Here is a 24909-nt window from a genome sequence, read left to right as displayed (position 1 = left end):
GATCACGGTCGCACGTCGGGTTCGTCTATCGGATCCGTCTGCGAGAAGCGACGGGTTGCGCCGCTGTTGATCGGCAGATGGTGTGGCTGTGCCCCGCCGGTGGCGCTGCCTGCAGCCTCCCACGGACGTGCGCGGTCGCCGCGCGCAGTGACTAGTCGCCACCCGCCCGAGCGATCACTAGCGAGAAATGCGGCCATTGCCTCCGGCGTCTGCCGTGGATCGATGCGGATCACCGTCGCGGCACATTCCGCCGGCGGCGCGTTGCGCGTGATCAGCAGCCTGGCGCGCCGGCAGTCCTCCTCCAGCGACGCCGGATCGCGCGACAACGCGACGATTCCTCCTTGGCGATCGCGCAGCGTACAGCCGAGCGGATCACAGGCCGCCGCAGCAACGACATCCGGCGCGCCGGCGCGGCTACGCTCGCCCTCAGCGCTCAGCCACTGCTCGACGACGAAGCGGCCCGCCAACCCCGCGCTCCGATCCCCCATCACCGCGAGTCGTCCGTCCGCGCCGCGCACCGCCACGGTGCGGCCCTCGCGGTCGATGAGCACATCGGGCCGCGGCATCTCCAGATAGAGCCACAGCGCGACGGCGAAAGAGAGCGGCGCGACGAGCAGCAGGCGCGTGCGCAGCAGGCAGGTCGCGACCAGCGCGACGCTTAGCAGCATCATGCTGGCCGCCGGCATGGCTGGAATGCCGCGATCCGCGCCGGGCACCGCGGCGACGGCCTCGGAGATGCGCGCCATCAGGCCGATGCCCCATCCCATCACGCGCCACGCCGCGCCGTCCCAGCCGAACGGCATCAGCGCCGAGCCCACCAGCCCCGCCGGCATGACGATGAGCGACACTACCGGCATCGCCGCCAGGTTGGCGACAAGGCTCAGCGGCGCCAGGCGCTGGAAATGAAACGCGGCATAGGGCGCCGTGGCGAGCCCGGCGGCGAGTGAGGTCAGCACCAGTGCGGCGATGTAACGGATGGGGATGCGGAGCGCCCGCGCCAGCACCGTGCCCGACGTGCCGGTGATATCCGGTGCCGAGACCAGATGGCCCCAGCGCTCATAGGCGGCGACCAGCGCTAGCGTGGCGGCGAAGGACATCTGCGCGCCGGGATCGAGGATCGCCCACGGCGTCAGCACCAGCACCGCCAGCGCCGCCACGGCAAGTGTTCGCAGCGTCAGCGCCGGCCGGCCGAGCACGACGCCGGCCAGCACGATGAGCGTCATCGCATAGGCGCGCTGGGTCGGCACCTCGGCGCCCGACAGCAACAGGTAGAAGCTCGCCGCCAGCGCCGCGGGAATCGCCGCCCAGGCCTTGATGGGAAAGCGCAGCGCCGTCGCAGGCGACAGCGCCAGCAGCGCACGGATCACGAAGAACACCGTGGTCGCCACCAGCGCCATGTGCAGACCGGAGATCGACAGGATGTGCGACAGGCCGGAGACCCGCATGCTCTCCTCTACCGCCTCGGGCACGCCATCGCGCAGCCCCGTCACCAGCGCCACGGCGACGCCCGCCTCCGCGCCGCTGAGCGAGGATCGGATGCGCCCCGCGATCGCTTCGCGCATGCCGTCCAGCCAGGCGGCTGCCGTCAGGTCGAGCGGCAGCGGGCCGGACGGCGGGCTCGGCTGCACCCGACCGAGCGCGAAGCCGGCGGCGCCAATGCCGTCGAACCACATGGAGCGGCCGAAATCGAAGCCGCCGGGATAGGCCGCCCCCGGCGGCGGCGCCAGGCTGGCCCGCAGCGCGACATGCGCGCCGATCGCCGGCGGCTGCTTGGTGGTGAGCGTCACCCGCACGCGCTGCGGCGGCACTGGTCCCTTGCTCTCCTGCCGCTTGCTCTCCTGCCCCTCGCGCCCGAAACGCGTCACCCTCAATGTGATCCGGCTGCCACGCGGACGCTGTTCCGCCGCCTCGACGAAACCGGCCACCTCGACGCCCTCGATGGCCGCGGGGAGCACCGGATGGGCGATGCGCTGGACCTGGAACGAAGCGAGCGCGAATCCGGCCGAGATCGCCGCCAGCAAGGCGAAGAGATGAAAGCCGAAGGCGCGCGCCCGGAGGGCGATCGCCAGCCCGGTGAAAACTGTCACGGGCACAAGCGCGGCATAGGGCAGAGGCTCGTACTCCGCCCCGAAATAGAGCGCCGCTCCGGTAGCAATGGCAATCGGCAGGAAGAGGAAGCCGCGCCGGTCGTCGAGTTCTTGCGTCACGTAGGCGGAAAGGCCGGTGAGCAACGTGGCGAGCGGTGGCCCGAATGACGGCAGCAGCGCCAGCGGCCGGGCGTTTGACCTGCGCGCCCGCGCGGCGAGCGCGGCGGTTCGCGCCGCGCGGCGCGCTTCACCTCCCGATCCAGGCACCGGCGTCTGTGTCACCCCCGCCCCGCATCTGCCGATGGCGCCGGTCAGACCCGACATGCGCGGGGCTCCGGCTCCTTTTCCCATCCCGGACAGCATGGTACACGCAGCCTCCGCGCCCGCCATGCTTTGACGCCGCCGAATTCGGCGGCGCGAGACGGAAGAAACATGTCCGAGACCGTCGTTACCCGTTTTGCTCCCTCCCCCACCGGCTTCCTGCACATCGGGGGCGCGCGCACCGCGCTGTTCAACTGGCTCTATGCCCGCGCCAAGGGCGGCAAGATGCTGCTGCGCATCGAGGACACGGACCGCCAGCGCTCGACGCCGGAAGCCATCGACGCCATCATCGACGGGCTGAAATGGCTCGGCATCGACTGGTCGGGCGAGGTCACCTACCAGTTCGCCCGCGCCGCCCGCCATCGCGAGGCGGTGGAGCAGATGCTGGCCGTTGGCCGCGCCTACCCGTGCTTTGCGACCTCCGCCGAACTGGAGGAGATGCGCGAGACCGCCCGCAAGGAAGGGCGCCCGCCGCGCTATGACGGGCGCTGGCGCGACCGCGATCCGTCCGAGTACCCGGCCGACCGCAAGCCGGCGATCCGCCTCAAGGCGCCAACCGAGGGCGAGACGGTGATCGACGACCTCGTGCAGGGTCGCGTCGTGTTCCCGAACAAGGATCTCGACGATCTCGTGCTGCTGCGCTCCGACGGCACGCCGACCTACATGCTCTCGGTGGTGGTCGACGACCACGACATGGACGTCACCCACATCATCCGCGGAGACGATCATCTTACCAATGCCGCGCGCCAAACGCAGATCTACCATGCGCTGGGTTGGAGCGTGCCGAAGATGGCACATATCCCGCTCATCCACGGGCCGGATGGCGCCAAGCTCTCCAAGCGCCACGGCGCGCTCGGCGTCGATGCCTACCGCGCGATGGGCTACCTGCCGGCGGCGCTGCGCAACTATCTCGTGCGCCTCGGCTGGAGCCATGGCGACCAGGAGATATTCTCGACCGAAGAGATGAGCGCGCTGTTCGACCTCGACCGTGTCGGCCGCTCCGCCGCGCGCTTCGACTTCGCCAAGCTGGAGAGCATCAACGGCCTCTACATGCGTGCGACGCCAGACGCAGAGCTGATGGCCGCCATCGACCAGCTGCTCCCCTATATCCCCGAGGGGGCCGAGATCGCTGCGGCGCTGACGCCGGAGCGCCGGGCGCAGTTGCTCGCCGCCATGCCCGGCCTCAAGGAGCGCGCCAAGACACTGGTCGAGCTGATCGACAGTGCTGCCTATATCTGGAAGTCGCGCCCCTTCGCGCTGGAGGACAAGGCCGCCGCCCTGCTGACCCCGGAGGCGCGCCAGTTGCTCGCCGCGACAGCCGGCCCGCTTGCCGTGCTGCCGGAATGGACGGCGGCGAGCACCGAGGCTGCGGTGCGCAGCGTTGCCGAGGAGAAGGGTGTCAAACTCGGTGCCATCGCCCAGCCGCTGCGCGCGGCGATGACCGGGCGCACGACGTCGCCGGGTATATTCGACGTGCTGGCCGTGCTGGGCAAGGACGAAACGCTGGCGCGGATCAAGGACCAGAGCGCGGCGCTCGGGGCGAGCTAGGCGCGGCGAGCGGCTACCGCGACTGCGAATGAGGCAAAAGCCTGTATAGAAAGGATTCCTACCTCATTTCAATACCTCATTCGCTGCGCTTGCGAGGGAAGTTCGAAACCGCTACGACTTCCCCGACCGGGCCGCAGAGAGGCACATCCCCGCCTCCCGCCACTTGTCGAAAGGCACGGCGCACGCCCGCAATCTGCGCACCGTATTCTCGGTTCCATATGCTCAGGGAGGCCCCGCATGGACGCCATAGACGACACTTCGGCGAAAGTCGCCAAACTCACGATTGGCAACGAAAGCTGGGACCTTCCGATCCTCAAGGGCACCATCGGTCCTGATGTCGTCGACATCGGCAAGCTCTACGGCCAGACCGGGCTCTTCACCTACGATCCGGGCTTCACCTCGACCGCCTCCTGCGAAAGCTCGATCACCTATATCGACGGCGATGAAGGCGTGCTGCTCTATCGCGGCTATCCCATCGACCAGCTGGCCGAGACCGGCGACTTCCTCGAGACCTGCTACCTCCTGCTCTATGGCGAGCTGCCGACCGCCGCCCAGAAGGCGGATTTCGACTACCGCGTCACGCGCCACACCATGGTGCATGAGCAGATGAGCAGGTTCTTCCACGGCTTCCGCCGCGACGCCCATCCGATGGCGGTGATGGTGGCCTCTGTCGGCGCGATGTCGGCCTTCTATCACGACTCGACCGACATCTCCGATCCGCAGCAGCGGATGATCGCCTCGATCCGCATGATCGCGAAGATGCCGACGCTGGCCGCCATGGCCTACAAGTACTCCATCGGCCAGCCCTTCGTTTATCCGAAGAACGACCTCGACTATTCGTCGAACTTCCTGCGCATGTGCTTCTCCGTGCCGTGCGAGGAATACAAGGTCAACCCGATCCTTTCCCGCGCCATCGACCGCATCTTCATCCTGCACGCCGATCACGAGCAGAACGCCTCGACCTCGACCGTGCGCCTCGCCGGCTCGTCCGGCGCCAACCCCTTCGCCTGTATCGCCGCCGGCATCGCCTGCCTGTGGGGACCGGCGCATGGTGGCGCCAACGAGGCGGCGCTCAAGATGCTCGGCGAAATCGGTTCGGTGGACCGCATCCCGGAATATATCAAGCGCGCCAAGGACAAGAACGACCCGTTCCGCCTGATGGGCTTCGGCCATCGCGTCTACAAGAACTACGACCCGCGCGCCAAGATCATGCAGAAGACCTGCCATGAGGTGCTCGGCGAACTCGGCATCAAGGACGATCCGCTGCTCGACATCGCGGTCGAGCTGGAGCGCATCGCGCTGCAGGACGAATATTTCGTCGAGCGCAAGCTGTACCCGAACATCGACTTCTATTCGGGCATCACGCTGCGCGCGCTCGGCTTCCCGACCTCCATGTTCACTGTGCTGTTCGCCCTTGCCCGCACCGTGGGCTGGATCGGCCAGTGGAAGGAAATGATCGAGGATCCGGGCCAGCGCATCGGCCGGCCGCGCCAGCTCTACACCGGCGCCACCAAGCGCGACTACGTGCCGATCGCCCGCCGCAAGTGAGGCGACGGCCGCGGACGCTAGGACGTTCCGCGCGCCGCATGATCTGATCGGGACCCCCCGCCCTCTGCCCGGAGGGCGGGGGTTTCATTTTGTGGCTTCCCCCAGGGTCTCCAGCACCGCCTGTGCGGCGCGCAGCGCTGGAGGTGGATCGCCCGCTCCCAGCACTGCATCGAGCCGGGCAAAGGCGGCAAGCTGCGCCTCGCGCTCCTCGCCGCCCTCGATCAGCCGGACGAGCTTGTCCGCCATGTCGGGCGGATCGATGTGCCATTGCAGATATTCCGGCACCGCCTGCTCCCGCAGGATCAGGTTCGGCAGGATCGCCGTCTTCACCAGGATGAAATAGGGCACGATGCGCCCCTCCAGCCACGGCACGCGATAGGCGGCGACGGTGGGAATGCCGGCCAGTGCCAGTTCCAGCGTCACCGTGCCGGATGCCGCCAGCGCGGCGCGGGCGACACGGAAGGCGGCGCGCTTCTCCGCCTCGTCCACCACGATGCGCGGGCGCACCGGCCAGCGCGCCACCGTCTCCTCCACCTGCGCCAGACGGCGCGGCAGGGTCGGCAGCACCAATTCGACGTCCGGCATCCGGCGCCGCAACAAGGCCAGCACCTCGCCGAACGCATCGCCGAGCCGCGCAAGTTCGGCGCGCCGGCTACCGGGCAGCACCAGCACCACCGGCGGCTTCGCCTCGCGACGTGCCGCCTCGTCCGCATTCGGCCGTAGCTGGTCGAGTTCGGCCAGCAGCGGATGGCCGACATAGGTCGTCCTTGGCCCGCCGAGCTCGCGCATCACCTCCGGCTCGAACGGCAGCAGTGCCAGCACGCGGTCGAAATCCGGCGCCATCGCCTTCGCCCGCCCCGGCCGCCACACCCAAACCGTGGGTGCGACATATTTCACGATGGGCAGTTTCGGCAGCTTTGCCCGCACCTTGCGGGCGACCCGATGGGTGAAGTCCGGCGCATCGACCAGCACCAGAATGTCCGGCGGATCGGCGGCGATGGCATCGGCAGTCTCCCGCATGCGGCGCAGGATGCGGGGCAGGCCGACGATCACCTGCGCGAAGCCCATCGCCGTGATGTCCTCCATCGGGAACAGCGAGGCGAGCCCCAGTGCCTGCATCCGTTCCCCTCCGACACCCCGGAACCGTACGCCTTCAGGATGCAGCGCGCGCAGCTGTGCCATAAGCCCGGAGGCGAGGCTGTCACCGGATTCCTCGCCGGCGACGATGAAGACGTCGAGCGGGCGGGCGGGCAGAGCCGGGCTCATTCGGGCGCGCCCGCCGCCGGCGACAGCCCGTACACGAACAATCCCGCCGCATCCGCGGCGCGGACCAGCTCCACCATGTCGGCGACGATCACCCCGCCCGCCTCGACCGCGATGCCGGCGAGGCCCGCCTTGGCGGCTCCCTCGACCGTGCGCACGCCCAGCGAGGGCATGTCGAGGCGCAGATCCTGGCCCCGCTTGGGCAGCTTGACCAGCACGCCGCAGCGCGCGGGCCGGGTGATACGGCCGATCCGGCGCAATTCCGCCACGCGTGCGAGCATAAGGTCGGTGCCCTCGGCCGCCTCCATGGCCACGACGTGGCGCTGCATCACCACCAGTCCCTGGCCGATATCCAGCGGGCCGGTGACGGTGAGGGCGTGGCGGCCGACCTCCACGTCGTCCAACTCGTCGCGGGACGGTGCGACGGCGCCGAGCTGGCCGGCCGGCATCAGAATTTCGGGTGCGACCTCATGCGCGCCGACGAGCCGGAAGCCGGCCTCCTCGGCGATACGCCCAATGCTGCTGAGCAGATGGTCGTCGCCGCCGCGCAACATGCCGAATATGCGTGGCAACAGCATCAGCGTCGCCCAGTCGAAGCGAACGTCGCGCAGGCGCGGGCGCAGCACATTGCCGATGAACACTACCTCGCGGCAGCCACGACGCTTCATCTCGCCACGCAATTGGCCGAAGCTGCCGATGCGGGTCCACACATGCGGCCATGCCGCGAAATCGGCGTCAGCAAAGCCCCGCACCGGGAACAGCACGACCTCGCGCCCGGCACGACGCGCCGCCGTCGCAACGGCTAGCGGAAAGGCACCGCCGCCGCAGATGATGGCAAGCGGGCCGCCCGCCGTCACGGGAGGCACCTCAGGCAGCCTCGGGCTCGCTGACATGGCCCGTATCGTCCGGCACCGTCAGGCGGCGCTTGGCGCCGTTGCGGACAAATTCCACCACCTGCATCACATTCGCATCGTCGGCGAACTGCTCCGCCACACGTTCGGTACGCTCGCTCATCGTGCCTGCGCTGTAGAACAGCTCGCGATAGGCCGAGCGCAGCGCATGAATCTGCGGACGCGTGAAGCCGCGACGCTTCATGCCGATGATGTTCAGCCCACCGAGCCCGCTGCGGCCGTAAATCATGGCGCCGAACGGGATGAGGTCATGCTGCAGCCCACACAGCCCGCCGACGATCGAGTGGGCGCCGATGCGCACGAACTGGTGGATACCCACCATGCCGCCGAGGAACACATTTTCGCCGACCGTCGTATGGCCACCCAGCGTGGCATTGTTGGCGAAGATGGCATGCGAGCCGACGACGCAGTCATGCGCGACATGGCTGTTGACCATGAACATGCAGCCGTCGCCGACCACGGTCTCCATGTGGCCGCCGGCCGTGCCGGTGTTCATGGTGACATGCTCGCGGATGATGCAGTCGCGTCCTATCCTCAGCCGGCTGGCCTCGCCCTTGTAGTGATAGGACTGCGGCGGGGAACCCAGCGAGGCGAAGGGATGGACGACAGTGCCCTCGCCGATGGTGGTGTGGCCGGAAACCGCGACATGCGAGACGAGCCGCACGCCCGACTTCAACACGACATCGCCGCCGACCATGCAGAACGGACCGACCTCGACGCCATCGCCGAGAATGGCGCCGTCCTCGACGCGCGCGGTGGGGTCGATCTTCGCCGAAGATACGCTCATTATTTCTTTGCCCCTTGGGCGATCATCGCACCCACTTCGGCCTCGGCCACCAGCTGGCCGTCGACCTTTGCCTCGCCGCGGAACCACCACATGTTGCGGCGCTTGCTCATCTGCGTCATGTGATACTCAAGCACGTCTCCCGGCACCACCGGCCGGCGGAACTTCGCCTTGTCGATGGTCATGAAATAGACCAGCGACGGCGGGCCGCCGGCGGCAAGCTCGAACAGGCAGACCGCCCCGGCCGTCTGCGCCATGCCCTCGAGAATCAGAACCCCGGGCATTACCGGATTGTCCGGGAAATGCCCTTGAAAGTGCGGCTCGTTGGCCGACACGTTCTTGATGCCGACCGCCCGCTTGTCGCCCACGATGTCGATGATCTTGTCGACCATGAGGAAGGGGTAGCGGTGGGGCAGCGCCGCGAGAATGCGCATGATGTCGGCTGAACCGAGCGAGGCGGTCTCGACTGTGCCTTCGGCCTTCACGTCCATTTCTTTCACTGCCCTGTCTGGTCAACCGCCCGCCGGGCGCTCGCCGCGCGCCAGACGCTGGACGGCCATGACTTCCCGGAACCATTCTCGCATCGGCCGGGCCGGAGAACCGCCCCACTCTACGCCGGGCGGCACGTCGTCCTTGACGTTGCTGGTCGCAGCGATCCGCGCGCCGTCACCGATGCGGACATGGCCGATCACGCCGACCTGGCCACCCAGCATGACGAAGTCGCCCAGCGTCGCGCTACCGGCAATACCCGTCTGCGAGACGATGATGCAATGCCGGCCGATGACGACGTTGTGCGCGATCTGCACCAGATTGTCGATCTTGGTGCCCTCGCCGACCACGGTATCGCGCAGACCGCCGCGATCGATCGTCGTGCCCGCGCCGATCTCGACATCGTCCTGCAGAATGACGCGCCTGATCTGCGGAATCTTGGCATGTCCCCTCACCCCACCGAGATAGCCGAAGCCATCTTGCCCGATGCGTGCACCGGGGTGGACGATCACACGGTTGCCGAGCAGCGCATGGATGAGCGAGACGCCGGCCCCAATCGAGCAGTCTCGCCCGATACGCACTCCCGCGCCAATGACGGCACCGGCGGAGACGACCGTCCCCGCACCGATCTCGGCCCCCGGCCCGATCACCGCGCCGGGGTCGATGGCGACGTCGCTCTCGATGCGGGCCTGCGGATGGATGACCGCGCCCGCGGCGATGCCCGGCTGCCCGAACACCGTGCCGGGACGCAGCAGGTCGGGATAGAGGTGCCGCGAGAGGGTGACGAAGGTCGGCTGCGGCTTGGCGACGATGACGGCTGTCGTCCAAGCGGGCACATGCTCGGCAAAGCGCGCTGTTACGAGGCAGGCGCCGGCCCGCGTGCGCTGCAATTCCGGAACGTGCCGCGCGCCGTCCATGAAGGCGACATCGGAGGGACCGGCCTCGTCAAGCGAGGCGACCCCGGCGATGCAACGTGCCAGATCGGCTCCAGGGACGACCGCCCCGGCAACAAGATCGACGACCTGTTCCAGCGTCAGGGACACTGTCGCCGCGTGAAAAACCGGATCGCTCATAGTCGCCGCACTGCTGACCTGTTCCTCAAATGCACCGACGGCCCGGAAGACCGGGCCGTCGCGCAAGCTCGACTGTTGTCAGCCTATCAGAAGCGCGTGCCGCCGCTGAAACGGAAAGCCTGCGTCTGGTCGTAGTCTTCCTTGGTCAGCGCCCAGGCATAGTCGAAGCGCAGCGGGCCGAAGGGCGACTTCCAGATCAGGCTGACGCCGACCGACGAGCGGATGAGATCGCTGTCGGCGACGCAGACATTGTTCAAGCCTTGCGTGGTCGAGCCGGCGATGGCCGAACAGTTCGTCAGGTTGTTCTCCCAACCCGCGATATTCTGGAAGGTGGTCGCACCCTGGTAGTCCCACAGCGAGCCGGCATCCGCGAAGATCGCCGCCTTCAGACCCAGCTCCTTCGGCAGGAAGGTGAGCGGGAACTGCAGTTCCGCCGTCGTGCCCCAGTAGAGCGTGCCGCCGATCGCATCCGCGGTGGAGGTGTCGCAATATCCGGTCACCAGATTACAGCCGGAGGCCAGGTCGCGCGGGCCGATGCCGTTCGGCTCGAAGCCGCGCACGAGGTCCGGTCCCTTGAAGAAATTGTCCAGGATGCGCAGGTCCTCGCCGCCCCAGGAGGTGACGTTGCCGGCCTGACCGCGCAGCATGAGAGTCACGTCGCCATAAACCGGGAAGTAGAAGCGCGAGTCGAAGGTCGAGCGGATATAGTTCACGTCACCGCCGAGGCCCGCCAGATCCTGCTTCAGTTCGAGCAGGTAACCGTTGGTCGGGTCCGTATTGCTGTCGAGCATGTTGTAGGACAGCGTGTAGCCGATCGCCGAGGTCAGGGCCGGATCGCCGTCCACCTCGAGCAGCGCCCAGGAAACGCTGCCGTAATAGGCAACGTCTTCGGCATCGATGGTGATTTCCTTCTGGTAGAGGCTGTAGCGCAGACCCAGCGTCAGCTCGTCCGTCAGCGGCAGCGAGACACGCAGCGTGCCGCCGGCCGTCGAGGTGTCATACGGGCTGTACGAGGTCGAGCTCGTCTCCTTCCAGTAGAGATCGAAGCCGGCCGCGACGCGATAGTCGAGGAAATAGGGTTCGGTGAAGTTGAAGTCGGCGCCCTGCGTGTTCTCGCCGAGCGAGCCGGCAAGCCGCACATACTGGCCGCGACCGAGGAAGTTCTTCTCCGCGACCGCCACTTCGCCGATGAAGCCGTCCGCGGTCGAATAGCCGCCGGAGACGGAGAACTCGCCCGTCGGCTGATCCTCGACCTGCACCACGAGCACCACCCGGTCCGGCGCCGTGCCCGGCTCGGTGGAGATCTTCACATCCTTGAAGTAGCCGAGATTGCGCAGCCGGCGCTCGGCGCGATCGATCAGCACGCGATTATAGGCATCGCCCTCGGCGAGATCGAACTCGCGGCGGATGACCCAGTCGCGGGTGCGGGTATTGCCGCGGATGTCGATGCGCTCGACATAGACGCGCGGCCCTTCCTCGACCGCGAAGACCAGCGAGATGGTGCGGTTCTGCATGTCGCGGTCGCCGCGCGGACGCACCTGGGCGAAGGCATAGCCCGCCTTCGACACCTCGATCGTCGCATTCTCGACCGACTTCTCGACCAGCTCGGCGTTGTAGATCTGGCCCTTCTGCACACGCAGCGCGGCGCGGATCGCGGCCGGATCGACATCCTTGATGCCGGACACCACCTCGACGGAACCGACGCTGTATTGCGGACCCTCGTCGACCACATAGGTCAGGATGAACCCTTCCTTCTGGCGGTCGAGATCGGCGGTGACGGAAATGATGCGGAAATCCGCATAGCCGTGCTTCAGGTAGAAGCGTCGCAGCAGCTCCTGGTCGGAATTGATGCGGTCGACATCATAGACGTCGGTGTTCTTCAGCCAGGACAGCCAGTTCGTCTCGGTGGTGGTCAGCTCTTCCTTGAGCTTGCCCGCCGAGAACGCCTTGTTGCCGACGAACTTGATCTCGGCGATGCCGAGCTTGTCGCCCTCGTTGATCTCGAAGACCAGATCGACGCGGCCCTGGCCACGCTCGATGATCTTGGGCTCGACGCGCACGTCGTAGCGGCCGGAGCGGCGATAAAGCTCGATGATGCGCTGGGTGTCGGCCTGCACGGTGGTCTTGGAGAACGGCGCACGCGCCTTGGACTGCACCTCGCTGGCGAGCTGCTCGTCCTTGAGCTTGCGGTTGCCCTCGAAGGCGACGCGATTGACCACCTCGTTCTCGGTAACCGTCACCACGGTGCGCCCGCCGCGATTGCTGATGGTGACGTCGGAGAACAGCCCGGTGGCGTACAGCGCCTTGAGCGCCTCGTCGATCTTCGCCGGCGTCAGCCGCTCACCCGGCTGGGTCTGGAAATAGGAGCGGATGGTCTCCGCATCAACGCGCCGATTCCCCTCAACCACGATGGAACTTGCGGTCTGCGCCACGGCGCCGACGGGCGCGACGATGGTCCCGGCGACGCCTGAGACGGCCAGCAGCACCACGACACCGGCCACTGAAGCCATCTTACTCACAAACCGGACACTACCAGCCATTTGGTGCGCAACCTTACCGTTGTTCTGATGCCATGCCGACTGCCGCCGCAGCGCAGCACGATCTTCACCCTGCCTTCCGCTTGTACAGGCTTTTCCGAAACCTGCAAACCAAGCGGACACCCCACTCACGCCTTTTCGGCCCAGCGTTGCCAGACAGCAACGCTGGAAACAAACCGACTCAAGACTTTGATATATTGAGAATATCGTTCCACGTCGCAAACAGCATCAGCATCAGAACCAGAGCCAGACCGATGCGGAAACCCACCTCCTGCGCCCGTTCGCTGAGCGGCCGCCCGCGCAGCGCTTCGATCGCGTAGAAGAGCAAGTGCCCACCGTCCAGCAAGGGTACGGGAAAGAGGTTAAGAAGACCGATCGAGACCGAAAGAACCGCAGCGAGCTGCAGAAGGGCAGCGATGCCGAAGGTCGCAACCTGCCCGGAAACCTGCGCGATGCGGATCGGGCCGCCCAGCTGATCGGCCGATTCGCGCCCCGTCACCACGCCGCCGAGATAGTCGAAGGTGCGGTCGACGATGAACCAAACTTCCTTGGTCGCCATGGTCACGGCATCCACTGGACCGAATCGCTCGGTCCGCACCTCGGCGCCGCCGGTCGAGCGGGAAATGCCCAGCACACCGATCCGGTGCACATTGCCGAAGCTGTCGGTGATCTCGCGACGATCGGGGGTCGCCGTCAGGGTCTCGATCTGACCGCCCCGTTCCACCTCGATGCGCAGCGGCCGCTCGGCGCTGGCGCTGACGATGCGCTGCATGTCGCCGAAGGAATCGATCTTCTCCCCGTCAATGCTCATGATCACGTCGTGAGGCTGGAAGCCAGCGCGCTCGGCAGCGCTGCCCGCCTGGATCGCATCGACCTGCGGGGTCGTGACCTGGCGGCCTACCGTCATGAACAGGGCCGCAAAGATGACGATGGCGAGGATGAAATTGGCGATGGGTCCCGCCGCGACGATGGCCGCGCGCGCCGCCACAGGTTTATGGAAGAAGCTCTCGCGGCGGTCGGCCTCATCCATATGGTCGAGCGCGGCCTTGTCCGGCGTCGAGGCGGCGCTGTCATCTCCCAGGAACTTCACATAGCCGCCAAGCGGGATCGCCGAGATCTTCCAGCGCGTGCCGTGCCGGTCGTTGAAGCCGGCGAGTTCAGGACCGAAGCCGATCGAGAAGGCGACCACCCTCACCCCGACCCGGCGCGCCACCCAGAAATGCCCCAGTTCATGGAAGAAGACGACGATCGTCAGCACGAACAGGAAGGGGATGACGTAGCCGAGAAGCCAGCTCGCGCTGCCGCCCATCGAGGCGAGTATTTCCATTGCGAAATTTTCCCAAGATTGCCGGCAACCGCACAGCAGCGCCGCACTCATAGGCAAGGTTTAAAGCGAACTTGGGCAAAAGTCCGCCCTTATCCACCAGCCATCTCCGGCGTATCGCCGCATTCACCACACGAGGAGCCCGACAGCGGGCGCCGCCGGATTGCGCAGGATACCCACCAGCAGGGCGAAAGCCGCCGCGGCGATGAAACCGTCGAGCCGGTCCATGAGGCCGCCATGGCCCGGAATGAGACGGCTCGAATCCTTGACGCCGAAGTGCCGCTTCATCGCCGATTCGAACAGATCGCCACCCTGGCTGACGATGCTCGCGACCAAGGCGACCGGCGCAGCGAACCACAGCGAGGACACGCCCGCCACAGACAAGGTGAGCACGCCGGCAAGTGTCCCGAAAAGCGTGCCGCCGATCGCCCCGGACCAGGTCTTGTTCGGGCTGACGCGTGGCCACAGCTTCGGCCCGCCCATCAGACGGCCACAGAAATAGGCGGCGATGTCCGTGCTCCAGACCACGGCGAGCAGCCAGAGCACGGCGAGCAGGCCGAGCATCTCGTCGGCGCGCAGCACGAGAACCGGCACCAGGAACGCCGAGGCATAGAAGAGACCCGCCGGGGACCATGGCCGCAATTGGCGCCCGCCGCGTGCCACCAGCGTCATCGCCACCATTCCCAGCAGCACGAGGCCGATCGCCGCCGAGGGCGGACGGATGGCCAGCATGAGCGCCCCCGCCGCGAGGGTCCCTCCCCCGACCACGAGCAGCCCGACCCGTGGCCGTGCCGCGGTCATCGTCAGCCATTCCCAGAGAATCGCCACGGCCGTCGCGAGGATGAGAAGGGTGAATGGCCAGCCGCCCCAGACGAGCAGCAGCAGGACGGCCGGCGCCAGGATCAGCGCGGACCCGAGCCGGGGCAAGAAGTCCGTTCCGAGCGTCAACGCCTCAATACCCGTCGGAGCCGATGCCGCCGAAACGCCTCTCGCGCCGGGCGTATTCGTTCACCGCATTCTCCAGCCAGGTGCGATCGAAATCGGGCCAAAGCACCGGCAGGAACACCAGCTCGGCATAGGCGGCCTGCCACAGCAGGAAATTCGACAGCCGCTGCTCACCACTGGTGCGGATCACGAGGTCCAGCGGCGGCAGTCCAGCCGTGTCGAGCTCGGCGGACAGACGGTCCGGCGTGATCTCTTCTGGCGTCAGGCAGCCGGCGGCAACTTCCTCGGCGAGCTTGCGCGCGGCGCGGGCGATCTCGTTGCGCGAGCCGTAGTTGAAGGCGACGGTCAGCTGGAGCCCGTCATTATCCTGCGTCAGAATCTCCGTCTCGCGCAGCAGCGTTCCGATCTCGGGGTCGTCGGGATGCCCCTCGCCGATGATCCGCACGCGCACATTCTTCTCGTGCAGCCGCTTCAGGTCGGAACGGATGAAGCGCTTCAGCAGCCCCATCAGTTCGCTGATCTCGGCGAAGGGGCGCGACCAGTTCTCGCTGGAGAAGCTGTAGAGGGTCAGCGCCTCCAGGCCGATCTCCTGCGCGGCGGTGACAGAGCGGCGCACCGCCTCGACTCCGCGGCGATGACCTTCAAAGCGCGGCAGGCCGTGCGCCTTGGCCCAGCGTCCGTTGCCGTCCATGATGATGGCGACGTGCTGCGGCAGCCGTCCGCCCGCCAAGGTGGTATCCTTGGTGGCCGTGTCGGTCGATGCGCCGGACAGCACCCCGATCTTCGCCATGTTCACGAACGGCCCCCCTTCGTCGCGCTACGATCAGACCGCCAGAATTTCCTTTTCCTTCGACGAAAGAACCTGGTCGATCTCGGTGATCGACTGATCCGTCGCCTTCTGCACCTGGTCGGCCAGCCGGTCGAGATCGTCCGTGCTCATCTCGCCGTCCTTTTCCGCCTTCTTCAGCGTGTCGAGGCCGTCGCGGCGCACATGGCGCACCGAGACACGGGCAGCCTCGGCATATTTGTGCGCGACCTTGACCAGTTCCTGGCGACGCTCCTGCGTCAGTTCGGGAATGCGCACGCGCAGCACCTGCCCTTCCGTCTGCGGGTTGAGGCCGAGGTTGGAATCGCGGATCGCCTTCTCGACAGCGGCGACCATGCCGCGGTCCCAGACCTGCACCGAGAGCAGGCGCGGCTCGGGCACGTTCACCGAGGCGACCTGATTGAGCGGCATGTGGCTGCCATAGGCATCGACCTGGATGGGTTCGAGCAGGCTCGCCGAGGCCCGCCCGGTGCGCAGGCCCGAAAGCTCCTGTTTCAGGACGCCGATCGCGCCCTGCATGCGGCGCTTGAGGTCGGCAATTTCGATCGGCTGAGTGCTCATGGCGAACCTCTTCCCATTTTCTTGCTGCGCCCGCAGGCGCGTAGGTCGTCGCGCAAGTCCAGCCGCCGATGCTTCGCCGCGCGGCTGTGGCTATATCGAATGTCTCGACGCCGCTGGCAAGCGCTTACGGCGCGACGGTCGTCGCCCGCCCCTTCCCGCGCAGCGCCGCGGCAATCGCACCGGGCTCGCGGATGGAGAAGACGACGATCGGCAATTTGGCCTCGCGCGCCAGCGCGAACGCAGCCGCGTCCATCACCTTCAGATCCTTGGCGAGCGCCTCGTCATGCGTCAAACGCTCGTAGCGCGTCGCCTCGGGGTGGCTCTTTGGATCGGCGGTATAGACGCCATCGACATTGGTCGCCTTCAGCACCGCGTCGCATTCCAGCTCGGCGGCGCGCAGTACGGCGCCTGTGTCGGTGGTGAAATAGGGGTTGCCCGTGCCGCCCGCGAGCAGAACGATGCGTCCGCGTGCGAGATGGCGCGAGGCGGTCTGGCGCGCATAGGGCTCGCAGATGGTCGGCATCGGAATGGCCGAGAGCGTGCGCGCCGGGCTGCCGGCCTGCTCGAGTGCCTTCTCCAGCGCCAGCGCGTTCATCACCGTGGCCAGCATGCCCATGTGATCGGCGGTGGCGCGATCAAGCCCCTGCCCCGCGACGCTCGCGCCGCGCAGGATGTTGCCGCCGCCGACAACGACCGCGATTTCGGCCCCCGTGCTCTTGGCCTCGACCAGATCCTCGGCGATCCGCTCGATTGTCGGCCAGTGCAGGCCGAAGGCCTCGCTTCCCATCAGCGCCTCGCCGGAGACCTTCACCAGCACACGCGCATAGGTCGGTTCGGCAAATTCCTGAGAGGTCGACATGGGGCACCCGAAGATTCGCGCGGCACGCGCCACGCACACAATAAAACACGCCGGACCGCGCTTTGGCTGTCCGGCGTGGCTTATCAACGCAACTCTTGAACAGGCGCTCGATCAGACGCCGGCAGCGGCAGCGACTTCGGCGGCGAAATCGCTCTCCTGCTTCTCGACGCCCTCGCCGAGGCCGAAGCGGACGAAGCCGGCGAGCTTGATCGGCGCGCCGACCTTGCCTTCGCTTTCCTTCACCGCCTGGGCGACCGTCTTGGACGGATCGTGGATGAAGGCCTGCTCGACGAGCGTGACTTCCTTGAAGAAGGTCTTCAGGCCGCTCTCGACGATCTTCTCGACGACATTGGCCGGCTTGCCGGAGGCCTGCGCCTTCTCGGCCAGGATGGCCTTCTCGCGCGCCACGACATCCGCATCGATGCTGGCGGCATCGAGCCCCTGCGGGCTGGCGGCGGCGATATGCATGGCGATCTGGCGGCCGAGAGCCGCGAGTTCGTCCTGCTTGCCGGTCGATTCGAGCGCGACCAGCACGCCGATCTTGCCGAGCCCCTCGCCCACCGAACCGTGGACATAGGAACCGATCACGCCAGCGCTGACGCCGAGCTTCTTGGAGCGGCGCAGCGCCATGTGCTCGCCGATCGTGGCGACGGCGCTGTTGATGGCGTCGGTCACGGTGCCGCCGGCCGGATAGGCAGCAGCCTTCACCGCCTCGACGTCATCGGCAGTGGCGAGCGCCACGGCGGCAATGCCGCGCACCAGCTGCTGGAACTGCTCGTTGCGCGCGACGAAGTCGGTCTCGGAATTCACCTCGACGACGACGCCCTCGGTGCCGGAAACGGCAAGACCGATCAGGCCCTCCGCGGCGACGCGGCCCGCCTTCTTGGCGGCCTTGGCGAGGCCCTTCTTGCGCAGCCAGTCGATGGCGGCCTCGATGTCGCCCTCGACCTCGTTCAGCGCGGCCTTGCAGTCCATCATGCCGGCGCCGGTCTTGTCGCGCAGCTCCTTCACCATGCCCGCGGTGATGTTGGCCATGTTCGATCCCTCAAACGATCTCTGTGTCATTCGACGACACGGCCGGCCGGAGGGTTCCGGGCCGGCCGTGCGATGCAATGCTTGGTGTCAGAATGTGACACCCTCGCGAAGGCGAGCGATCACTCGACCTCGGCGGTCAGTTCCTTCGCCTGCGCAACCCAGCCATCGACGCGGCCGGGAAGACCGACTTCCTCGCCGAGGCGGTGGGCATCGTCGGCGTTGAGGCCGGCGATCTGCGAGAAGTGGAAGATGCCGAGATCGGTCAGCTTCTTCTCGATGGCGGGCGAGACGCCCGTCAGCTTCTTCAGGTCGTCGGCAATGCCGCGCGGGCCCGAGAGCGGCTCGAGGCTGGTCCACACCGACTCGGGCGGCAGTTCCTCGACCAACGGCGCATCGGCAGCACCGATGTCGATGCCGAGATCGCCCTGGGCGCGGCCGATGCCGTCGATCGCGGCACGGGCGACGAGATCGCAATAGAGGTTGATCGCGCGGCCGGCGTCGTCATTACCCGGAACCGGGAAGGCGATGCCGTCCGGATCGGAATTGGTGTCGAGGATCGCCGCGACCGGAATGCCAAGGCGGCGCGCTTCGGCGACGGCGAGGTCTTCCTTGTTGGTGTCGATCACGAAGAGGAGGTCGGGGATGCCGCCCATATCGCGGATACCGCCGAGAGCGCGATCCAGCTTTTCCTTCTCGCGCTGGAGCGTCAGACGCTCCTTCTTGGTGTAGCCGACGCCCTCGCCGGCGTTGAGCAGCTCTTCGAGCTTCTTCAGGCGGGCGATGGAGTGGGAAATGGTCTTCCAGTTGGTCAGCATGCCGCCGAGCCAGCGGGAGTTGACATAGTACTGGGCCGAACGCTTGGCCGCATCGGCCACAGCGTCCGCCGCCTGACGCTTGGTGCCGACGAACAGCACGCGGCCGCCGCGGGCCACGGTGTCGGACACCGCCTGCAGCGCGCGGTGCAGCGCCGGCACGGTCTGGGCCAGGTCGAGAATGTGGATGTTGTTGCGGGTGCCGAAGATGAACGGGGCCATCTTCGGGTTCCAGCGGTGGGACTGATGCCCGAAGTGCACGCCAGCTTCAAGGAGCTGGCGCATGGTGTAATCAGGAAGCGCCATAGTCGTCTCTCGTCCGGTTGGCCTCCGCGGACATGGCCGTGCCGAGGGATTTCGGCTGACGGCACCGGAGCGGTGGGACGCCTTCCATTCCGTTGGTCATGGAAAAGGGAGCCCGGCCGCGAGTCCGCGTGCGGAATGGCGCGGCATATACGCGAGGTGGCCCGCGCACGCAAGCCTTGCCTGGCCGACGCCCCGCGCCCGGCCGGACATCAGGTCACCGGACAACCAGACCGAGCTGCGCACCGAGGACGACAGAGCGCGCCGGAACCGCAGCGGGATTGGCCACCAGCTTCGCCATCTCGCGATAGAGCCGACCGGCAAGTGCCGCCCGCCCGAACAGGCCAGAAGGCAATTCGTGCGCGTAATGGCGAAGATCGGGGCTCAGGAACGCATCCACCTGAGTGGCGGTCTCGCTCGTCGGCTCCGGCCAGTGCCCGCCGAGCTGGCGCTTCATCACGGCCGTCACCGCGCGCCAATCGGTGAGTAGGTCCTCGTACACCACCACGGCGCGCTGCATGCCGCGCGTCTCTCGTTCAGCATCGAGGGTATAGCGCAGCCACAGGCCAAGCGCCTGCCGCACCGGCATCCCGTCGCGTCTCGCCAGCGATTTCGTGACCTCGATCGGGTTTCGCAGTGCGATCACCGGCCGGATCTCGTAGCCCGCCTCGGTCAGAACTTCGCGATAGAACGGCAGGAGGCGGGTTACCCGCGGGTCCTTGAGCATGATCGTCGAGGCGTCGCCGAACTCGCTGGCGATGGCGTCCCGCAGCCGCTGGCGCAAGTCGTGACCGCCAGTCATCGCGCGGGTTCGCATAGGGCCGGTCGACCGCCAGGACCGACCGCAGGCCGCCATCACCTCGTCGCTCAGATGGACGAGCGGTTCGGACTCCCAATAGCCGCGCTCATTGTCCGTGCTCGCGTCCATCAGCGTCTGCGGCGCGGTGGCACCCAGCAGATTGATGGTTCGCGCCAGCGCGGAGGTGCCGCTTCGGTGCATCCCCAATACCAAAATGGCGCGCCTGATTGGCTTGGTCTCCCGAGCGCGCTCTTGCAGCATGGGCCATCACATTCCGAACGCAGAACTACAACCGTACCGTTTATGGGACGATTTGAGTAAATACACTAAAAACACGTCGTGTCTTTTTTTGGCGTTTCCGGATAGCCCATCTACGGAAGGTCAGCAATCCACCAACCTACCGCATCAACTCGCCACCTCCACCGAGACCACACCCGGCACGGCCTTGATCGCCCCGGCGATTTGCGGTGACAGATTGAATCGACCGGGCAGCTTCACCTCGACCTCGGTCGCGCCGCGCTCTCCAAGCAGCAGCACGAAGGCCACTTCGCCGTCGCCGCGACCGCTTCCGGCCAACGAGCCGAGCCGGGACGCGACGCTCTCGAGCGGTTCGGGTGAACGAAGGAAGATACGCATGCTCTTCTGCATGCGCGCCGTCGCCGCATCGAGCGGCTCGGCGGTCTGGATGCGTGCACGCACATCCTCGCCCTGAAGCTCGGCCGAGACCTGCAGCAGCAGCGCCGTGCCGGGCTCCAGCAATTCGCGAAACTGCGCCAGCGCCTCGGAGAACAGCACCGCCTCGAACTGGCCCGATGGGTCGGACAGGCCGATGATGCCCATCTTGTTGCCCGTCTTGGTGCGGCGCTCCTGCTTGCTCACCACCGTCGCGGCGAGACGCCCGGCGATGGAGCCGGCGCGCACGGAGCGCTGGAACTCGGTCCAGCGCTGCACGCGCAATTTCTCCAGCGCCTTGGCGTAATCGTCGAGCGGGTGGCCGGTGAGGAAGAAGCCGATAGCGTCATATTCGCGTTGCAGCTTCTCCGCCGGCAGCCAGGGGGCGGCATCGGGAAGCGGCAGCTCGGTCGCCTGCGACGGCCCGCCGAACATGTCGTTCTGCCCGACCGCCTCGTCCGCGCCGCGCTTGGCAGCATGTCCGAGAATATTGTCGATCGCGGCGAGCGCGCGCGCGCGATTGGGCTCGAGCACGTCGAACGCGCCGGCATTCACCAGGCTTTCCATGGTCCGCTTGTTCAGCGCCTTGGCGTTGATGCGGGCGGCGAAGTCGGAAAGGCTGGCAAAGGGCCTGTCGCCCCGCGCCTCGACGATGGCGTCGACCGCGTGCACGCCCACGCCCTTAATGGCGGCAAGCGCATAGAGAATGCGCCCGTCCTTCACCGCGAACTCGCGGCCCGAATGGTTCACCGAAGGCGCCACCACCTCGATGCCGAGGCGCTGCGCCTCCTGACGGAATTCCGCCAGCTTATCAGTGTTGCCCATGTCCAGCGTCATCGACGCTGCCAGAAATTCGGTACAGTAGTTCGCCTTCATATAGGCGGTCTGGTAGGCCACCAGCGCATAGGCCGCCGCATGGCTCTTGTTGAAGCCGTAATCGGCGAACTTCGCCAGCAGGTCGAATATCTCCGATGCCTTCGCCTTCGGCACGCCGCGCTCGATCGCGCCATCGACGAAGCGCTCGCGCTGCTTGTCCATCTCGGCGCGGATCTTCTTGCCCATGGCGCGGCGCAGAAGATCGGCTTCGCCCAGCGAATAGCCCGACAGCGTCTGGGCGATCTGCATCACCTGTTCCTGGTAGATGATGACGCCGTAGGTCTCCTTGAGGCTGCCCTCAAGCGCCGGGTGCGCATAGGCCGCCTTCTCCTGCCCGTTCTTCACCGCGCAATAGACCGGGATGTTGGCCATCGGGCCCGGCCGGTAAAGCGCCACGAGCGCGATGATGTCCTCCAGCCGGTCGGGCTTCATGTCGACCAGAGCGCGGCGCATGCCCGCGCTTTCCACCTGGAACACGCCGACCGTCTCGCCGCGGGTCAGCATGGCGTAGGACTTGGCGTCGTCGAGCGGAATGGTGGAGAGGTCCAGCTTGATGCCGCGCTGCGCCACCAGCCGCACCGCGGTCTGCAGCACGGTCAGCGTCTTCAGGCCGAGAAAGTCGAACTTCACCAGCCCGGCCTGCTCGATCCACTTCATGTTGTACTGGGTGACCGGCATGTCCGAGCGCGGGTCTCGGTAGAGCGGCACCAACTGCGCTAGCGGGCGGTCGCCGATCACGATGCCGGCGGCGTGGGTCGAGGCGTGGCGGTTGAGGCCCTCCAGGCGGGTGGCGATGTCGAAGGCGCGCTTGACGACCGGATTGGCGTCGCTCTCCGCCTGCAGGCGCGGCTCGTCATTGATCGCCTGCTTCAGCGTGACCGGATTGGCCGGGTTCTGCGGCACCAGCTTGCACAGCTTGTCGACCTGGCCATACGGCATTTCCAGCACGCGGCCGACGTCGCGCAGCACGCCGCGCGCCTGCAGCGTACCGAAGGTGATGATCTGCGCCACCTGGTCGCGTCCATAGCGCTGCTGGACGTAGCGGATCACCTCGTCACGCCGCTCCTGGCAGAAGTCGATGTCGAAGTCGGGCATCGACACGCGCTCGGGATTGAGGAATCGCTCGAACAGCAGGCCGAAGCGCAGAGGGTCAAGGTCGGTGATGGTCAGCGAATAGGCCACCAGCGAACCGGCGCCCGAGCCACGGCCCGGACCGACCGGAATGCCCTGCGCCTTCGCCCATTTGATGAAGTCCGACACGATGAGGAAGTAGCCGGGAAACTTCATCTTCTCGATGATGGACAGCTCGAAGGCGAGGCGGTCCTCATAGTCCTTCTCGGTCAGGCCCGGAGCCGGCCCGTGCACGGCGAGGCGCTGGCGCAACCCCTCCTCCGCCTGCACGCGCAGCTCCTCGGCCTCGTCGCGCTCCATGGTGAAGCGCGGCAGGATCGGCTTCACCGTGCGCGGGCGATAGGCACAGCGCCGGGCGATCTCCACCGTGTTGGCGAGCGCCTCCGGCAGATCGGCGAACAGCGCCGCCATCTCGGCGCGGGTGCGGAAGCGGTGCTCGGGCGTCAGCTGGCGGCGGTCGCCCTCGGCCACCAGACGGCCTTCGGCGATACAGATCAGCGCGTCATGCGCCTCATAGTCGTCCTGCGCGGCGAAGAACGGCTCATTGGTCGCCACCAGCGGCAGTTCCATCTGGTAGGCAAGATCGATCAGCGCTCCCTCGACATTGCGCTCCTCGGCGACGCCGTGGCGCTGGATCTCGACATAGAGCCGGTCGCCGAAAAGCTGGGAAAGCGTCGAGAGCCGCTGTTCGGCGAGTTCCCCGCTTCCCGCCGCCAGCACCCGGTCGATCGGACCAGAGGGCCCCCCGGTCAGGGCGATGAGGCCACCCGCGAGCCCTTCCAGCCACTCGAGCCGGATATGGGGAGCGCCGTCGGATGCGGTGTCGAGATAAGAGCGCGACACCAGCTCCATCAGGTTGTTCCAGCCCTCCTGCGTCGCGGCGATGAGCACGAGACGGGGGCGCTGCTGGCTGGCCGGGCCGCGTGGGGCAGGTCCGGGAAATTCGATGGCAAGCGAGCAGCCGACGATTGGCTGGATGCCGGAGCCGGCCATCTTCTCGGAGAATTCCAGCGCGCCGAACAGATTTCCCGTGTCGGTCAGCGCGATAGCGGGCTGGTGGTCCTTCTTGGCGAGGTCTGCCAGCTTGCCGATGCTGAGCGCGCCTTCCAGCAGGGAGAAGGACGAGTGCACGTGCAGATGCACGAAACCGACATCAGCGGCAGCCATGGGTAGTCTCCTGCGACATGAGGCTCGGCCGATTCGGCAGCTCGGCGCATAATGGTGGGCGCCTGGAACCGCAGCGTCCACCACCCGGGGGCTGTCCTCCCCGCTGTCCTCAGACCCCGGCGAACACGCCGGCCCAGATTCCGATCATGGTCACGAAAAGCCCGACCGAGGTGAGTGCGGCGACTTCCTGAAGAAGGATGCGGATCATGTCGACCTCCTGTGGAACATATGAAGAACATTACTCCCGCAATCCACAGAAGCAAGCCATGTTCTTCTTTCGTTCCAGTCTATGGTTGACGATTCGGTAATAAATTTCTCACCCCACCCGATTCGCCAGGGCTCGCAATGACATCCGATGGAGACGATGCCCGCCCGCCCCTAGTCGAGGCTCGGCGGCCACACCGTGTCGAGCCGCACCGTCAGCAGGCCCGAGCGCGCGGGCACGACGACCGCGTCGCAGCGCGCCGAGCGACCGGCCAGCACGACCTGGAATGGCTCGATCTCCTCCCGCGTGATATGACCGACGCGCGCGCCCTGCACCGTCACCCAGATGGCACGCAGCTCACCGGCGCGGGAAATGTCGGGGACCAGTTCCGCCGTGCAGTCCTGCCCGCCGGCCTCCGGCGAACGCCCGGCAATGCGCCCGAGGATCGGCTGGTGCTCGCCGGCGCCGGCGACGGTGTAGTCATACGTCCTGTCGCCCCTGAGCTTGAGCGCGGCTTTCGCCGAGACGAAGCGCTGCCCCGTCCAGCGCAGGACGATGATGACGGCCAGCCCCGCGGCCACAGCCAGCGTGAGCAGCGTCATATGATGGAAACGAAAAAGGTAATCCGACAGCATCGACGCGACTCGCCCCGTCCGCAGCTGACGTCAGGATAACACGAGACTACCGTCGAGCGGCTTCCCCGCCGCCTAGGTGACCGACTCATAACTTCGCAGCCAGATGCGGATTGATGCGAGTTGGATCGAGGCGAGGAAATTGTCGTCTCGCTTGTCGTAGCGGGTGGCGACGGCCCTGAAGTGTTTGAGCTTGTTGAA

The 24909-nt window shown here is 66.8% G+C and carries 19 protein-coding genes and 1 pseudogene; 2 read left to right on the top strand and 18 right to left on the bottom strand.

What is annotated here, in order from left to right; genetic code table 11:
* Positions 1-2: 2 nt before the first annotated feature.
* On the bottom strand, positions 3-2411 hold the full coding sequence (locus ACO2RV_RS10490; RefSeq protein WP_423292599.1) for a ComEC/Rec2 family competence protein: 2409 nt from the start codon (positions 2409-2411) through the stop codon (positions 3-5).
* A 108-nt stretch (positions 2412-2519) separates the two neighbouring features.
* Between ACO2RV_RS10490 and gltX the strand changes: the two genes are divergently transcribed.
* Both gltX and gltA read left to right on the top strand, forming a co-directional pair.
* Positions 2520-3956 carry a glutamate--tRNA ligase gene (gene gltX / locus ACO2RV_RS10485; protein ID WP_423292597.1) on the top strand — a complete coding sequence of 479 codons (1437 nt, stop codon included), beginning with the start codon at positions 2520-2522 and terminating at the stop codon, positions 3954-3956.
* A gap of 237 nt (positions 3957-4193) precedes the next feature.
* A complete protein-coding gene (gene gltA, locus ACO2RV_RS10480; protein ID WP_423292595.1) occupies positions 4194-5504 on the top strand; it encodes a citrate synthase in 1311 nt (436 codons plus the stop codon).
* A gap of 84 nt (positions 5505-5588) precedes the next feature.
* Here gltA and lpxB read toward each other — a convergent pair whose 3' ends face one another.
* The 17 genes and pseudogenes from lpxB to ACO2RV_RS10395 form a co-directional block, all read right to left on the bottom strand.
* On the bottom strand, positions 5589-6770 hold the full coding sequence (gene lpxB, locus ACO2RV_RS10475; protein WP_423292594.1) for a lipid-A-disaccharide synthase: 1182 nt from the start codon (positions 6768-6770) through the stop codon (positions 5589-5591).
* Complete coding sequence (locus ACO2RV_RS10470; RefSeq protein ID WP_423292592.1) at positions 6767-7624, bottom strand: LpxI family protein; 858 nt, start codon at positions 7622-7624, stop codon at positions 6767-6769. The genes lpxB and ACO2RV_RS10470 overlap by 4 nt, the downstream gene beginning before the upstream one ends.
* Before the next feature lie 10 nt (positions 7625-7634).
* Positions 7635-8465 carry an acyl-ACP--UDP-N-acetylglucosamine O-acyltransferase gene (lpxA, locus tag ACO2RV_RS10465; protein WP_423292590.1) on the bottom strand — a complete coding sequence of 277 codons (831 nt, stop codon included), beginning with the start codon at positions 8463-8465 and terminating at the stop codon, positions 7635-7637.
* Positions 8465-8953, bottom strand: a complete 489-nt coding sequence (gene fabZ, locus ACO2RV_RS10460; protein ID WP_423292588.1) for a 3-hydroxyacyl-ACP dehydratase FabZ — start codon at positions 8951-8953, stop codon at positions 8465-8467. Before fabZ ends, lpxA begins: the two co-directional genes overlap by 1 nt.
* Before the next feature lie 21 nt (positions 8954-8974).
* On the bottom strand, positions 8975-10024 hold the full coding sequence (gene lpxD, locus ACO2RV_RS10455; RefSeq protein ID WP_423292586.1) for a UDP-3-O-(3-hydroxymyristoyl)glucosamine N-acyltransferase: 1050 nt from the start codon (positions 10022-10024) through the stop codon (positions 8975-8977).
* A gap of 86 nt (positions 10025-10110) precedes the next feature.
* Entirely contained in the window at positions 10111-12534 is a 2424-nt protein-coding gene (gene bamA / locus ACO2RV_RS10450) for an outer membrane protein assembly factor BamA (RefSeq protein ID WP_423292584.1), read from the bottom strand.
* Positions 12535-12742: 208 nt separating this feature from the next.
* Complete coding sequence (rseP, locus tag ACO2RV_RS10445; RefSeq protein WP_423292582.1) at positions 12743-13888, bottom strand: RIP metalloprotease RseP; 1146 nt, start codon at positions 13886-13888, stop codon at positions 12743-12745.
* 123 nt (positions 13889-14011) lie between these two features.
* On the bottom strand, positions 14012-14812 hold the full coding sequence (locus tag ACO2RV_RS10440) for a phosphatidate cytidylyltransferase (protein WP_423292580.1): 801 nt from the start codon (positions 14810-14812) through the stop codon (positions 14012-14014).
* 25 nt (positions 14813-14837) lie between these two features.
* Positions 14838-15620 (bottom strand): isoprenyl transferase, encoded by a 783-nt coding sequence (locus ACO2RV_RS10435; protein ID WP_423292578.1) that lies wholly within the window; start codon positions 15618-15620, stop codon positions 14838-14840.
* A gap of 33 nt (positions 15621-15653) precedes the next feature.
* Positions 15654-16217 carry a ribosome recycling factor gene (frr, locus tag ACO2RV_RS10430; protein ID WP_423292576.1) on the bottom strand — a complete coding sequence of 188 codons (564 nt, stop codon included), beginning with the start codon at positions 16215-16217 and terminating at the stop codon, positions 15654-15656.
* 124 nt (positions 16218-16341) lie between these two features.
* Entirely contained in the window at positions 16342-17076 is a 735-nt protein-coding gene (gene pyrH, locus ACO2RV_RS10425; RefSeq protein ID WP_423292574.1) for a UMP kinase, read from the bottom strand.
* A 111-nt stretch (positions 17077-17187) separates the two neighbouring features.
* Positions 17188-18111 carry a translation elongation factor Ts gene (tsf, locus tag ACO2RV_RS10420; protein ID WP_423292572.1) on the bottom strand — a complete coding sequence of 308 codons (924 nt, stop codon included), beginning with the start codon at positions 18109-18111 and terminating at the stop codon, positions 17188-17190.
* A gap of 119 nt (positions 18112-18230) precedes the next feature.
* Positions 18231-19229 (bottom strand): 30S ribosomal protein S2, encoded by a 999-nt coding sequence (locus ACO2RV_RS10415; protein WP_423292570.1) that lies wholly within the window; start codon positions 19227-19229, stop codon positions 18231-18233.
* Positions 19230-19443: 214 nt separating this feature from the next.
* On the bottom strand, positions 19444-20286 hold the full coding sequence (locus ACO2RV_RS10410) for a sulfotransferase family protein (RefSeq protein WP_423292568.1): 843 nt from the start codon (positions 20284-20286) through the stop codon (positions 19444-19446).
* A gap of 144 nt (positions 20287-20430) precedes the next feature.
* The gene (gene dnaE / locus ACO2RV_RS10405; RefSeq protein ID WP_423292566.1) at positions 20431-23871 is read right to left on the bottom strand and encodes a DNA polymerase III subunit alpha; all 3441 of its coding nucleotides are present in this window, start codon (positions 23869-23871) and stop codon (positions 20431-20433) included.
* Between the two features lie 378 nt (positions 23872-24249).
* A complete protein-coding gene (locus ACO2RV_RS10400) occupies positions 24250-24711 on the bottom strand; it encodes a hypothetical protein (protein ID WP_423292564.1) in 462 nt (153 codons plus the stop codon).
* A 72-nt stretch (positions 24712-24783) separates the two neighbouring features.
* Positions 24784-24909: pseudogene (locus ACO2RV_RS10395) on the bottom strand (IS5/IS1182 family transposase); the annotation flags it as partial.

This window comes from Ancylobacter sp. VNQ12, assembly GCF_049445835.1.
In the GTDB taxonomy this organism is placed as follows: domain Bacteria; phylum Pseudomonadota; class Alphaproteobacteria; order Rhizobiales; family Xanthobacteraceae; genus Ancylobacter.
This window is presented reverse-complemented; position numbering and strand designations above follow the sequence as displayed.